Raw genomic sequence first — 14,887 nt, 5'->3', positions numbered from 1 at the left:
TCAAGCAGGTCGCTTGCACAGAAGTGTTAGCATCGATTTCATGTTTTCAGGATTTCTACAATTTTTTCAACAACATCGTCCAATTTTACCTTTTTCAACTTTCCAGCTTGTTTGATGATGATATTTGCATCGCCTGTGAATAACCGATTGGGTCGAATGTTGCTATTAACTGGCAACTTCCCGGATTTGAAATCATCTTTTGAAAGTGAAATCGAATAATTGTCGTTTACATTTTTGCTGGTTATTTGACACATGACAACATCGTCGCCCTGCAATGTGGCAACAATCAAAGCTGGGCGTTTTTTATTCGTGGATAGATCAGAGAATGGAAAAGGAACCACCACGATGTCTCCTTTTACAAAGTTGCCCATGCTTCATCCTCTTCCGGTCGGTTCCAATCTCTGGCTAACACTTGTTCCGAGGCATACGTGCATTCAATTGCCTTTGTAGCGGAATTGAGAAGAACGTCGCTCAATTCCTTTTCCGCCAGGTAGGAAATGAAATCAAATACAACGGCGAGTTTATCGCTTGAAAGCCCTTTAAGCCTTTCATTTATTTGGGGGATTGTGATTGATTGCATATTACCTCCTATTTTGGCATGTTTCATTTTCCGTTTTACACTTTCCAGAATTAAACGCCTATTTTTGGGTATGTGTCATTAAAAAAAATGTAAACTAATTAATGCATTGTCAAAACCCTTAATCCGTGGCACAAAATTTGATTGGGTCTGAAATCATTGAAAAAAATCTATTTGTTACTTCACCTGCGAGGTGAAAGCCAAAATCAAGTTTTCTTAATAATTTCAGTATATATCAAAAATCGTGCCACGGATTAAGGAAAACTAAAGACAATGCATTAATCATCATATTTAAGATCTTTTTGGGCAAAAGCCTGTATGGCTGTGATCGCAACCGTATTTACAATATCTGTTACTGTGCAGCCGCGACTTAAGTCATTTACAGGATATCTGAGCCCCTGAAGAACAGGCCCCACTGCAACAGCTCCTGATGATCGCTGTACAGCCTTGTATGTGTTGTTACCAGTATTAAGATCAGGAAAAATAAAGACAGTTGCCATACCTGCAACTTCACTTTTTGGCATTTTTGTTTTTGCAACATAGGCATCCACCGCAGCATCGTATTGTATGGGGCCTTCGATTTTAAGGTCGGGCATTACCTCTGACGCTTTCAGACGGGCAAGTTCTGAAGCCCGTCTCACCTTATTTACATCTTCGCCTGAACCTGATGAACCGGTGGAATAAGAGAGCATGGCCACAACAGGGTCAACTCCAAAGGTTTTTGCTGTTTGAGCAGAGCTTATTGCAATTTCAGCCAGCTCCTCAGCATTGGGATCAGGATTTATGGCACAATCTGCATAAACAAGCACCCTGTCTTCAAGGCACATGAACATGGCACTTGATACAATGGAGCAGTCAGGTTTTGTCCTAAGTATCTGGAGTGCCGGCCGTATTGTGGCGGCGGTGCTGTTAACAGAGCCTGATACCATGCCGTCTGCATGACCTGCAAAGACCATCATTGTGGCATATTCATTGACGCTTTTCATCATATCATGGGCATATTCGGGGGTTATGCCCTTATGTTCCCTGAGAGCGTAGTAGCTTTGGATATATTCATCAAAAAATTCTGATTTTGAAGGTTCAATGATATTGACATTATCCATGCGAAGGCCAAGTGTCTTGATTTTTCGGTGTATGACATCCATCTTTCCAAGAAGCGTAATATCCACAACTTCACGTCTCAGAAGGATCTCGGCAGCTCTTAGAATCCTCTCTTCATCACCTTCCGGAAGGACAATGTGCTGCCTGTCTGCCCTTGCTTTTTGGATAAGCTCAAGCTCAAACATTTTCGGGGTTTTTATGGTGGTTTTGGTTTTGATAACCTTGTCTGCAAGCTTGGCAGTATCCACATGTTTTTCAAAGGTTGCAAGAATTCGTGTGATTTTACGCTTGTCAAATGGAGAGATGCCAGCTTGAATGTTATTGACACGGGTAGCTGCCGGAAAAGTGTTCTCCTTGACACTTATAATAGGGCAGATATCCGGAAAGCCACTGATAAGCTCTGCCACAGGTTTTGATGGAACAAGGCCTCCTGTGAGCATAAGTCCTGCAATGTTTTTACGGGATGTTGATGAGACAGAGGCAATGCAGGCAACAATCACATCTGCCCTGTCCCCCGGGGTTATGACAAGTGAGCCATGCTCAATTCTGGGAAGAAAATTTCTAAGCTGCATGGCTGCAATGTTAAAGTTGTGAACATGACGGTTTAGATGCTCCTTTCCCCATAGAACCTTTCCGTTCAGTTCCTTGACAATTTCCATTATGGATGGGCGGCCAAGGGATACATCTTCCGGTACAGCATAAAGGAGCGGATCGCCTGAAAGGTTTGCATTTGAAAGGCGCTTTATGATTTTTTGTCCATTTGTTACGTTGGTTCTTGTGATAATAATGCCTATGGTTTTGCCTTTTCTCCTCTTGATTGAAGAGAAGGCAGTTTCAACAGATTGCGTTGTTTCATCAATTGTTTTGTCTTGGCCGCTTGCCACAAGAAGTACCGAGCTTGACAGATTTTTACTTATCTCTGCATTTATGTCAAATTCAAAGGCAGATGAAGCACTTACAGAGTCTGTTCCTTCACACACCACAAAATCGCACTTCTCCTTCAGCTTGTTGTATTTTGTAATAATTCCTTCGATCACTTCTCCCTGTTTTCCATGGGATGCAAGTTCTGTAGCCTCTTCGGTTGTAAATCCGTACATTGAGCTGACCGGTATTTTGAGATCAAAATAGGATGAGATAAGGGCTATATCCTTGTCAACCCCTTCGCTATCTTTTACAATGGGACGGAAAAATCCAACTTTTTTATGCTTTCTCAGCATCAGTTCCATAACGCCAAGGGTAATAACTGTTTTTCCGCTTCTTGGGCCTGTTGCGTTGATGTATATATTGTTTGCCATGATAGATTAATTATGCCTTTGCTTATTTGCCTTCTTCTCAAGATTCAAGTCACAGGAAGGGGCTATATGTTGGTTTCTACTGATTTAACAACGTTACTCAGAATTTTTTTAACAATTACTTTTGTTATCATATAGGTTGGTTTGATCCCCTCCTGTCCCATTGCACCTGCAGCAAGTGTATTGCCGGTCATAAGGGGGTTATCAGATGCGTAGTATGCATATCTTGTGCATGTTTCAGCCGGAATGTTGCCTTTGATTATGGATGCATTTATTGCTTTCTGATAGTGACCGCCCTCCATTTCAAGACCAACTGCATTCCAGTCTGATTTGAACATCTCAAGCACATCCCTGTTCTGAAGGGAGGTGCCCAGAACCGTTGCCATTGGCCCCACATAGACATTGGTCTCCCCGTCAAAAAACTGAGGTAGAAGATCATTTTCAAAAAGATAGTTATCTGTTGTACCTTCACAAACATGGGCTGTTGCAAGCATGATATCTCCCTTGTCACCCGTAAGAATCCCTGCCTTGCCCATTATTGATATTGAGCCAACCTTTTTGGGATTTTTTTGAAGTTTGCCATTTCCATTTTGCTCAAATGGCTTCAGCAATTGCTCCATAACCTCAAAGGCCTGTGCCCCAAATGCATAATCAATTACAAGCAGTACAGGTTTTTCCAGATCCGGAAGGGCATCAATGGCTTCAATATCAAGCTCCTTTGCAATTTCAGGGTGCAGGGATATTGATGAAATCTTGGAAGTATCAATGATCTGGCAATCTATGTTGGCACCTGATTCATCAGGCAGAAGGTAAAGGCCTCTTGTTGTTGCAAAGTCTATAATGGTATCTTTTTTGTCCCTGAGCAAGGAGAAAAAAGCATACAGCTCCATTTTTGCACCAACTCTGTTCATCTGCTGTGTGGCATAAGATGATTCAGGAGTATCACTGTTATTTGTCTGGTTTGCATTAAAAGATGATTTGGAAGCATCAGCACCATTTGTCTGTTTTAATTGAGAAGATAACTCAGATGCATCAGTACTATTTGTCTGTTTTGCTTTAGAAGATGACTCAGATATATTGGTGCCATTTGTCTGTTTTGTATTGTAAGGTGATTCAGAAGTATCAGCACTATTTGTCTGATTTGAAGTAGAAGGTGACTCAGAAGAACCAAATACACGATTTCCATCTTCATTTAAAGCTGCATAGCCATATATAAGGTTAATGACACTGTGCATGTTTGCACTGATTATGTGTATGGGACGTTTATCAAGTTTAAGATCTTTAAGTTCCCTGTCAATCCGTGATGCCCAGAGCTTTCCATACTTCTGATGACCTATGATATTCATGAGTGACGGGGTAAAGTAGATCACAAGGGCATCGTCCCTTGATTTGTAATCAGTTTCAATGCGTTTTGCCAGATGGTATATAAATGAAAAAAGTCCGCTGTTGCTCTGTTTTTCATTGCGGTTTTTTTCAAGATACTCATATGTTTCACGGGTTTCATGGTAGGGGCGGCCAAGTATGATGCTCATGTTCCACAGTGCAGAATCAAGCTCTCCTTCGGAAAGTGGCCTGTTGAGATGAATCAGCTTCTCAAGCTGCAACCACTCGGAACGAACCTCTCCGTAATCATCATGCATCTTCCTGAATATCTTTTTTGCTTCAATATTAAGGAAAGTCATGTGGGTTATGATATCGTGGATTTCGCTGATACCCCTTGATATTATAAAACAGAGTTCATTATTATTGATACGGTAGGATATTCTTCTGCGCTTCAGCGGCTCAATAACGGTGAACGGAGTCTCTTCAAACTGGTCTTCATCTGTCAGGATAATTTTGGTTGCCTGTTCAATTCCCTGTGGCAAACGGTCAATAACATATTCAAGACCCTTGAGTTCAACTACCCTACTGTCATTCATGGTCCCGTAAATTTCAGGGCTGAGTTCTTTCAAGCAGTTTTCAAGTGCCTTTCCAAATTTTCCTGAAGGCCGGTAAAAGCCTCTTATGGCAAGAGAATCGGTAATTGTCTTGAATTCTCTTATTGCCGCCCTTGCCCGTTGGGAACTGGTTAATTCAAGCATTTTTTGTATCCTCACTATTGGTGTGATGTCTGATACCATTTTTTGGACGTCTCCATCAGGAACAACTCATATGAGGTATATCCTGATTTTTTATTTATATACCATATTCATTGTTTTTAGTCTTCAATTTTTGATATGTAAGTGATGGAGTAACTCTTAAAGAATCGTACTTTGGGTGCTGATTTTATCCTGGTGTAGAAAAGCTGGTGATTTTGGCCAGGAGCTTTACTTTCCTGGGGAACAATAAAAACTGCTATAATAGCAATTTTTTGAAGGTGGCGTGATTTATGGGAACAAATATCAATTTTTTGAAGGTGGCGTGATTTATGGGCACAAATATCAATTTTTTGAAGGTGGCGTGATTTATGGGCACAATCTCCTGTGATTTGCATAAAAATGAATTAAACCAAAGCGGCCTGCTTGTGGTCATGGCTGGGGATTTTATTATGGATAGTCCGCCTGCATCCTCAATTGATTTGGTGGAAAAAATCCACTCCATCAAAGATTTGAAATACATAATCTTTAAAACAGATGGGTTGCAGCGCTGGGACAGCACTTTTCTGGCATTAATAAATGATATTCACAGCTATTGCTCAAAAAAAAGTATTGAGTGGATTGATGATTCCCTGCCCGGTGGTGTCAGGCGGCTTCTTGCACTTGCACATGCCGTGCCCGAGCGTCGGGGCAGCATAGAAGCTGCCCGTAAACCATCTTTTATCACTGTTTTTGGTGGGAAGGTTATTGATTTTGCTAATGCCTCAAGTGATATTATTGCATTTACAGGTGATGCATTTTGGGCATTTTTAAGGTTGATTTCAGGAAGATATAAAATACGTGGGTCTGTGATTTTCCCTGTAATAAAGGAGTGCAGCGCTGATGCTCTTCCCATTGTATCTCTTATAAGTGCCCTTGTTGGACTGATTCTGGCATTTGTCGGAGCGGTTCAGCTTGTTATGTTTGGAGCACAAATCTATGTTGCAAGTCTTGTGGGGATTGCAATGATAAGAGTCATGGGTGCGGTGATGGCAGGTGTAATAATGGCAGGCAGGACAGGTGCTGCCTTTGCAGCTCAACTTGGTACAATGGAGGTGAACGAAGAGATTGATGCCCTTAAAACATTGGGAATCTCTCCCATGGAGTTCCTTGTTATGCCAAGGATTCTTGCACTTTCTCTTTTAATGCCGCTTTTATGCCTTTATGCTGATTTGATGGGTATTATGGGAGGCATGGCTGTTGGTATTTTCATGCTGGATCTCAATGTCATGGAGTATTACAACATGACAAAGGCATCAGTATCTCTTAACAGCTTCTGGATTGGTCTTTTTCAGAGTTTTGTGTTTGGCATCCTTGTTGCAATTGCAGGGTGTATGAGGGGAATGCAGTGCAAAAGGAGCGCATCTGCTGTTGGAGAGGCTGCAACCTCTGCTGTGGTGACAGGGATTGTGGCCATTGTAGTTGCAACTGCCACAATTACTCTTCTTTGTAATGTGTTGGGGATTTAATTTATGGAAACATCTATGGCAATACATCGCCACTGTATTATAGTTGAAAACCTTACAATGGCATATGGCTCTTCAATAATTCAGCAAAATCTTGATTTTATTGTGAATCAGGGAGATATTTTTATTATAATGGGCGGCAGCGGATGCGGAAAAAGTACCCTATTGCGCCATCTTGTGGGTTTGCAGAAGCCATCATTGGGGAGAATCCTCTACAGTGTTGCCGGACATAACAAGGAAGCAGGGTGGGGACAGAGTCATGATGCAGGTGCCGGAAAGACTCAGAATGCAGGTGCCGGAAAGATTCAGAATGCAGGTGCCGGAAAGACTCAGAATGCAGGTGCCGGACAAAGTCAGAAAGCAGATGGTAAAAAAGGTGAGTCTGTTAGTTTTTGGGATACTTCCCCTGATAATCGCCGTCTTCTGATGAAAAATATGGGAATTCTTTACCAGAGCGGAGCCTTGTGGAGTTCAATGACCCTTGCTGAAAACATTTCGCTTCCCTTGGAAGAGTACACAAACTTGGGTAAATCAAGCATTAGGGAGCTTGCATCACTTAAACTTGCTTTAGTGGGACTTGCTGGATTTGAGGATTACTATCCATCCCAGATAAGCGGGGGGATGCGCAAAAGGGCAGGTCTTGCCAGGGCACTTGCGCTTGATCCTGAAATCCTCTTTTTTGATGAACCTTCGGCAGGTCTTGATCCTGTAAGTGCCCGCCTGCTTGACGATCTTATCCTGGAGTTGCGTGAGAGCCTTGGGGCGACAATTGTGGTTGTAACCCATGAGCTTGCAAGTATTTTTAACATTGGTACCAATTCTGTTTTCCTTGACCCTGTGACAAAAACCATGATTGCTTCAGGAAATCCTGTGGATCTTCTTGAAACTTCAGATGATGAAAGGGTAGTTAAATTTTTGACACGGGGTGAGGGCAGGCAGAAGGTATAGAATAATATATTGTAGTTGTATCTTTGATGGTCTCGTAAAAAAGTCCGATTTTAGAATTCTCCAGGCTGTAATATGCTGAATTCATTAATAGCGTTTATGGAATTTTTGACTTTTTACAGGGGCATCTTCTTTGATGGGAGCTGTGTTTCTCTTATGGATAAAAATTCCGGTAAATTCATGGTTGGGGCTTTTGTACTCGGTGCTATTGCTCTTGTGGTTGTTGGCATTGTTGTGTTTGGCTCCGGAGCGCTTTTTGCTGAAAAAAATGTTTTTGTTCTTCATTTCAGCGGCTCAGTAAAGGGGCTTAATGTTGGGTCACCTGTGGTGCTTCGGGGAGTCAAAATTGGTGCTGTTAAGGATATAAGGATAAATGCCGCTTCAGTTGATCACCCTTTTTCCATTCCTGTGCTTATTGAAATAAACAAGGATTGCGTTGTGATGCAGGGCGATTCCAGTGGAAATCAGACAATTGAAGAGACTCTTGATGCACTTATAAAACAGGGGTTGAGGGCAAAACTTGAGATGCAGAGCCTGGTTACAGGTCAGCTTCTGGTTGCCCTTGATTTTGAGCCTGATACCACGCCGAGATTTTCCGGCCTTGAATCTTCTTATCTTGAGATACCCACAACTCAGTCAGATATTGAGGAGTTGACAAGCAAGTTGAAACAGGCTCCAATAGAGGAGATTTTCAACAAGGTGTTTTCCATAATATCCAATGTTGATACCTTTCTCAATTCAGAATCCATCAATGAACTTCTTGTTGCCATGACAGCAGCTTTGAACAGTATTAATGGCCTTGCAGCTCATATGGACAATGAACTGCCGGATCTCTCTTCAAACCTTGTTTCAACTGTGAGTGATGCAAAAAAATTCATAAGCACAGCCGATAAAGAGGTTGTTGATTTAAGTCTATCTTTGAAAAAAGCCATTGCCGATATTCAGAATCTTGTTGCTGTTGCCCTAAGCAAGGTTAATAGTATGGGGGCAGGAGTTGATGAAACAGTTGTCAGTGCCCAAAATCTGCTTGCAGGCATCCATCAGGAGGTGGCGCCTGTATCAAGTGGCTTGCAGGATGTCCTTAAATCAGCCCGTAATACAATGATATCAGCTCAAAAGGCGTCAGATCAGGCAACTGAAATGCTCAAAGGTATTGATCGCATCACTGACAGCGATTCAGCATTGCTTTACAATCTTAACACTACTCTTGCCGAAATATCGGATGCTGCAAGATCGGTAAGGATGCTTGCAGAGTATATTGAACGTCATCCAGAGGCTTTTATTCAGGGCAAACAGTAAATAGAACGTCATTCAGAAGCATTGATTCAGGGAAAACAGTGAGTTGAACGTCATTAGAAGCATTGATTCAGGGAAAACAGTAAAAAGGAGTTAAACTTGCGCAATTTTTTCTTCTCTCTAATAGTAATGGTTATTGCATCGGGCTGTATAACAAGTCAGCCTTCAAAATTTTATATACTGACCCCGGGGAACTTTGACGGGCCAATACTATCATCATCAAAAGATGCTGTAGATCAATCTGAAAAGGATATTGTAAATCAGCCTGAAAAATATACAGTGGATCAACATGAAAGTATTACTCTTGGTATAGGCCCTGTCAGGATTGCAAAGTATCTTGATCGCTCACAACTTGTGGTGCGACTTGGCCCCAATGAGATAAATGTCGAGGATTTCCATCAATGGGCAGGTAACCCTGGAGAAGATATTCCTGAAGTTCTGACGGAAAATTTCAGGCAAATTCTTGGAGTTGACACCATTTATAAGTATCCCTGGAAAAGTTATGTGGAAACTGATTATCAGATCATAATAGAGATTCTTCAACTTGATGGAATTCCAGGTGATGCGGTATCGCTTGTGGCAAGATGGGAGATTTTGCAGGGTAATACCAGGAAACTATTGAAAAATGGACATGTTAATTTGAAAGAAGCTGTTACAGGCGGCGGATTTGATAATTATGTTGCCGCCCAGAGCAGAGCACTTGGGAAGTTAACTAAAATTATTGTGGATGCTCTGTAGTAATCTGGAAATTAATAACAAAAGATAAGAGAAAGCAAAAGTACTGCTCAATCTCCTCGAGCTGTTTGAGACACAGACTTTAGATAAAATAAATGCTGGTTATAATGGATTAGTGGGGTATAATATGCTGAAATAATTACATTTATTCGTGTTTTTGTTTCTCTTGGTTTTGAGTTTAAATTACTATTTAGGTGGCGATAACATAGCAATATAAATAATTATTTGTTACATAGGATTGTATAGAAAAACTCCAAAAAAAACCAATCCTTTTGTTGAGATAATTACTCCCCCAAAAAAATCCGTTATAATCAGAAAATTTAAGCCTTGGTGAAGATTTTAAAAATATCAGCAAGCTAATTATGAAGCGATATATACTCAAAATCGACATCTTATTGCTTTTTTAGAAGTTATTGCAGTTGTCTGAACCAGGATAACCAGGATGCTCAGGATAGATAATCCTGCCTTATCCTGTTAATCTTGGGAATCCTGATTCAGACAGTGTTGACAAGGCTTACAAGATCATAGGTGTCGATTTTGAGTATATATGAATGGATATACATTATAAAAATGAACAGTTAAGGGATGATTTTAAGTCCAAAAAATATTGATAAAGCAAAAGATAAGCTATCCTATATCCATATGAGCAAATCTGAAAAGGCTGATTATGAACGTTATGTAGTAAATCTTGTTCGTGAGAGAGATATGATCTCGACAGCAAAAATGGATGGTATTGAAGAGGGTAAAAAGATAGGGATTGAAAAAAGGTGAAAAGATAGGAATTGAAAAGGGGTTGAAAATTGCCCCAAGCCAAATGCTTAAAAAAGGGGAATCCATTGATAAAATTTTTGAATTTACAGGATTGTCAATTGAAGAGATAAAAAAATTGGATTGATTACTTCTACTTTCTAAGGACGAAATAACTTCCCCATTACCTTCCTTCCACTCTTCCCCATCTCCATATCTATAGAGGGGGAATATCAGTGAATTATTTTAGATTCATTATTAGCGAATAAGGAGTTTCTGAATCATGATAAAAAAAATACTTTATTTATCTATTGTTTTGTTTGGAATTGTCAACACTGCATATGCTGAAAACTATGCCTTAAATTTTGATGGAACAGATGATTATGTAGAGATTCCATATCCAAATTTGGTTACTAACACTTTTACTGTTGAATTCTGGATGATGTATGATGGTGCACAATCAAATTGGAATGGAATAGTTGATGCTGACTGGTATTTTTTTACAAATATTAATTCGCCAATGGCAATTTTCGGAGCCCCAGATGGTTCAGAGATATATTTTGATATTGAATACAATCAATGGCATCATATTGCAGGATTATATGATGGGACATCTTTTAAAATTTATAAAGATGGGGTGCTACAAAATTCATTAACAAAAGTTTATACAAAAACAGATAGTATTATTCATATTGGAAGGAGAACTGGTGAGACTTCGAATTATTTTAACGGTAAGATTGACGATTTTCGTATTTGGAATATAGCTCGTTCCGAAGAAGAAATTAAAGCCAATATGTACAAAGAAATTGATACAGACTCAAATCTTTTAGCTTCCTACAAAATGAGTGATGGCAGCGGAGCTTCTTTAACTGATGATAGCAGTAATGGCAATACAGGAACAATTTATGGAGGTGCTACATGGGAAATCCATAACACCACTTATGATGTTATTATATCAAGTGCCAACAACAACGGAGTCTGGTCTGGTGTTAATCCCAGGGTATGGACACCAATTGGTACGGGAGCTACAGTTAATATTTCTGATATTGTTACAGAATTCAATGCAGGAAAAAGCGTTATAATAAATACAGGAAAGGGAGGTCAACCAGAACAGGGAACACTTACTGTTTCAAATGACATTCAACATACATCAGATTATGAAGTCACATTAACTTTAGTTGCAGATTACAGAATTAATGTGGATGCATCCATCAGTTCAACTACAAATAAACTTCATTTTTATGCATTAGCTGGTAAAGCAACGATACCCCTCAATAATGAACGTATTGGTCAATTTCGTCTTTATTCAACAAGAAGTATTACAACTAATGGAGGCAATGTAACTATTGAGGGAGTTAATAATTCATGTGGCACATATAGTAACCCTGTAAACAGCAAAACCTATGGGTGTTCAGGTGATACTTGTCGTGGTATTCAACTTGATGGAGCAATTGATGCAGGTGGAGGGAATATAAGTCTCACAGGTTTGAGGCAAGGCTATACCAGTGCATGGTCACGCGGGGTTCAAATCAACAATAGTGTTTTCACTAATAATACTGGAACAATTACAACAAATGGAGAAGGTGATGGTAATTCAGATGGTGTTTTTATTGAATCAACAGGTTCAATAGAATCCGTCAATGGAGAGATTACAATTACATGTGATGCTGAATCTTCAGGTACAGGCTCTGGCATCAACACAGCTTCTGGAAGCATCGTTAATTCAACAGGTTCTGGAAATGTAAGCCTAATCTCTACATCTGGTGCCATCTCAGGCAGCAATTTAACATTAATTTCAGGCGGAACCACTACATTATCAGCACCTTCTAATAAAGCCATTACTTTGGATAACACAAATAATGATTTTACAGGTGCTGTATCTGTAAGCTCCGGGGATATAGTTACTTTAGTAGATAAAAATAGTTTAACAATAGGTAGCGTTAATGTTAATGGTGCTATTGATATTGCCTCGGGTATGGTTTCAGCAGGAGATTTAACCCTTACAGGTGCAATCACTTCACAAGATACTTCAACCTCATCAATCAAATTGAATGGTGGCAAGGCAGATTCTGCCGGAACAAGCACAGGTGGTAATATTATTGTCACCGGCGGTACGGTAACTCCGGGTTTAGGGGGATCTGCAATACTTTACACAGGCAGCGTAAGTGGAAGCACAGGCATTACCGGCCTTCCCAACTATAACATTTCCCTTGTCCATTACAACAGTGATGAAACAACTTCTCTAACTTTTGGTGCAGGTTTATATGTTGTTTATCGTGAAATTGAATCTTCAACTCACTCTGTTTCGACATATGCTGAACTTGCTGACGCAGTAACCAACTCATCTTCCGGCGATACCATTAGCATTACCGCTGATATTACAGTCACTTCAACGATAAGTTGCACCAAAGATTTAACTTTTGATGGAAACGACAATACGCTTTCAGTTCCAACTCCCGGCCTTACAGATTCTGGTGATGTAAATGATTCTCCATCAACTTTTGGTGTCTTTTCCATAAGCGGTGCAGGTGTAAATGCAGTTATAAAAAACATGACTATTAAAGGTGGCCATGCCTCTGGAGGAGGCATAAATGTTGGCACAGGTGCCACATTGAGAGTTGAAAGCTGTCTGATAAACAATGGTAGTGGTAACGTTAAAGGTGGTGCTATTAATAATTCGGGCACAACATATGTATATGATTGTGGAATTATGCGAAATATAGCCCAATATGGCGGCGGTTTTGTTAATAATAATGGTGCAACCATGTTTATTGAAAATTGTTTTATTTCTCAAAACCGTGCTTTTTCAGCAACAGGTGGAGGAGGAGCAGGGGAGAATCAAGGAACACTTTATATTAATAACTCTACAATTTATAATAATAACGGCAAGGAGATCGGTGGTGGAATAAATAACTATCAAGGTACTCTCTGGGTAATTAACAGCACATTTGCAGGTAATGTTGCCTATGGTGATTACAATGGTGGAGCTATAGGAGTTAATGGCGGTTCAGCAACTGTTATTAACTCTCTATTTGCCTATAACTATAGAAAAAGTGCCGGTTCAGTTGATAATCCATCTGGTTTTTCTTTGGATGATGTAACAAAATATAATTCTAACGGAACAATCAACTCCTATTATAATGTTTTCCATGGAGTCATAACAGGGCATGATGTTAATTCACACAACATCACCTATGGTGGTTCTGCTGATGGCTCTGACAACTATCTTTTTTCCGGAGGAATTTATGATTTTATAATCAACAATGACAACATTCAAATAGGTACAGCTAAAGTTTTTCAGCCATTTTTTCCTGAAGTAAGCAGTGTTTCAAATAGAGCTAATAGTGCAGTAACACTCCAAACTGGCAGTGCTTTGCTAAGTAGTAATTATAGCAGTAATGGTTATACCAACGAAAATTTTGAAGGTACAGATACAGGTTATGACAGCTCCAACAGTGCTTCGGTTATAATTGGGTATTACGATAAAGATGCAGGGACACCTGCCTGGGTTGATCTAAGCGGGACAGGAGCAAGCAGCCATGTCGTTACAACAGATCAATTTGGAGATGATCGTACAATCTTTAATGTTCGTGGTGCAGTTTCAAAGGTTGTCGATAATGTTTACATGCTCAAAGTCAATGCCGATGCAAATGGCTCTGTCTCTGGAGGAAGTCCATTTGGTGAACTATATGCTTCTGGAACAAATATCATTTTAACCGCTACACCTGATGCCGGTTACGAGTTTGTAAGATGGGAAGATGACTTAGGTACTCCACTCTCCACAGACAATCCTTACACCTTAACTGTAAATTCTACAGAGACTGTAGTTCCTATATTTGATCTTCCGGCAGAATATATTGTTACTGGTACAGCACGATACTGGTCAGGTGGAGGTACAGTATCCCCTGCAACTACAACCGTGAGTGATGGCAATACAACAACATTGACAATCACTCCATCAGCGAGTTCCAGTATATCAACTATTACAGGTTGCAACGGCACCACCGTCACAGGTCCCCTAACAACGGCCACAACCTACACCACCGGCAACATAACAGAAGACTGCACCGTAACTGCAACATTTACCCTGAACAGCTACACAGTAACAGGGACGGCTGATACAGGAGGCACCATAAGCCCCGGCAGCAGAAGCGTTAATTATAATGACACAACAACCTTCACCATAATACCTGACTGGGGCTACCAGTTTAACAATTTCACCGGCGGCTGTCCTGCCGGAACATGGTCAGGGAATACCTATACCACCGGATCTATTACAGGCGACTGCACACTTAACGCAACCTTTACCCCACAAACCTACACAGTAACTGCTCTTGCCACTGCAAATGGAACTATTTCCCCAGCAGGAAACCAAAACATCAGCCATGGCGACGTTGCAACTTTTACGGTGACACCCGATTCAGGATATATGATAAACTATGTCCTTGGATGCAATGGAACTCGTGACGGAAATTCATACACCACTGGAGCCATTACCGGGCCGTGCAAAGTGATGGCATTTTTTAAATCACAATAAGATAAAAACAGGTAAGGGACCTCATCACAAATAATATACCCAAACTGAAGTGAAAAGCATTTGATAACCTCAAAATC

The 14,887-nt window shown here is 40.4% G+C and carries 11 protein-coding genes; 7 read left to right on the top strand and 4 right to left on the bottom strand.

Annotation, left to right across the window (positions count from 1 at the left end):
* Nucleotides 1-38 precede the first annotated feature (38 nt).
* From MTBBW1_RS13680 to MTBBW1_RS28400, 4 genes are all read right to left on the bottom strand, one after another.
* On the bottom strand, nt 39-371 hold the full coding sequence (locus MTBBW1_RS13680; protein WP_080804330.1) for a type II toxin-antitoxin system PemK/MazF family toxin: 333 nt from the start codon (nt 369-371) through the stop codon (nt 39-41).
* A complete protein-coding gene (locus MTBBW1_RS13675) occupies nt 356-580 on the bottom strand; it encodes a DUF2281 domain-containing protein (protein ID WP_139786767.1) in 225 nt (74 codons plus the stop codon). Before MTBBW1_RS13675 ends, MTBBW1_RS13680 begins: the two co-directional genes overlap by 16 nt.
* Before the next feature lie 275 nt (nt 581-855).
* The gene (gene pta, locus MTBBW1_RS13670; RefSeq protein WP_080804328.1) at nt 856-2,973 is read right to left on the bottom strand and encodes a phosphate acetyltransferase; all 2,118 of its coding nucleotides are present in this window, start codon (nt 2,971-2,973) and stop codon (nt 856-858) included.
* Between the two features lie 62 nt (nt 2,974-3,035).
* Entirely contained in the window at nt 3,036-5,051 is a 2,016-nt protein-coding gene (locus tag MTBBW1_RS28400; protein ID WP_186441295.1) for a DUF6909 family protein, read from the bottom strand.
* Nucleotides 5,052-5,416: 365 nt separating this feature from the next.
* Between MTBBW1_RS28400 and MTBBW1_RS13655 the strand changes: the two genes are divergently transcribed.
* From MTBBW1_RS13655 to MTBBW1_RS13630, 7 genes are all read left to right on the top strand, one after another.
* Nucleotides 5,417-6,553 (top strand): MlaE family ABC transporter permease, encoded by a 1,137-nt coding sequence (locus MTBBW1_RS13655; RefSeq protein ID WP_080804326.1) that lies wholly within the window; start codon nt 5,417-5,419, stop codon nt 6,551-6,553.
* A 3-nt stretch (nt 6,554-6,556) separates the two neighbouring features.
* Nucleotides 6,557-7,498 (top strand): ABC transporter ATP-binding protein, encoded by a 942-nt coding sequence (locus MTBBW1_RS13650; RefSeq protein ID WP_094078554.1) that lies wholly within the window; start codon nt 6,557-6,559, stop codon nt 7,496-7,498.
* Between the two features lie 153 nt (nt 7,499-7,651).
* Entirely contained in the window at nt 7,652-8,794 is a 1,143-nt protein-coding gene (locus tag MTBBW1_RS13645) for an MlaD family protein (RefSeq protein WP_186441294.1), read from the top strand.
* Nucleotides 8,795-8,890: 96 nt separating this feature from the next.
* Nucleotides 8,891-9,529 (top strand): PqiC family protein, encoded by a 639-nt coding sequence (locus tag MTBBW1_RS13640; protein ID WP_080804324.1) that lies wholly within the window; start codon nt 8,891-8,893, stop codon nt 9,527-9,529.
* Between the two features lie 582 nt (nt 9,530-10,111).
* Complete coding sequence (locus tag MTBBW1_RS13635; RefSeq protein WP_080804323.1) at nt 10,112-10,297, top strand: hypothetical protein; 186 nt, start codon at nt 10,112-10,114, stop codon at nt 10,295-10,297.
* Complete coding sequence (locus MTBBW1_RS28395) at nt 10,284-10,421, top strand: hypothetical protein (protein WP_186441292.1); 138 nt, start codon at nt 10,284-10,286, stop codon at nt 10,419-10,421. The genes MTBBW1_RS13635 and MTBBW1_RS28395 overlap by 14 nt, the downstream gene beginning before the upstream one ends.
* A gap of 135 nt (nt 10,422-10,556) precedes the next feature.
* Nucleotides 10,557-14,810, top strand: coding sequence for a LamG-like jellyroll fold domain-containing protein (locus MTBBW1_RS13630; protein ID WP_080804322.1), 4,254 nt, complete (start codon nt 10,557-10,559; stop codon nt 14,808-14,810).
* The last annotated feature ends 77 nt before the right edge of the window (nt 14,811-14,887 follow it).

Source organism: Desulfamplus magnetovallimortis, assembly GCF_900170035.1.
GTDB lineage: Bacteria > Desulfobacterota > Desulfobacteria > Desulfobacterales > Desulfobacteraceae > Desulfamplus > Desulfamplus magnetovallimortis.
The sequence above is the reverse complement of the archived record's forward strand: the minus strand, read 5'-3'. Positions and strand labels throughout refer to the sequence as shown.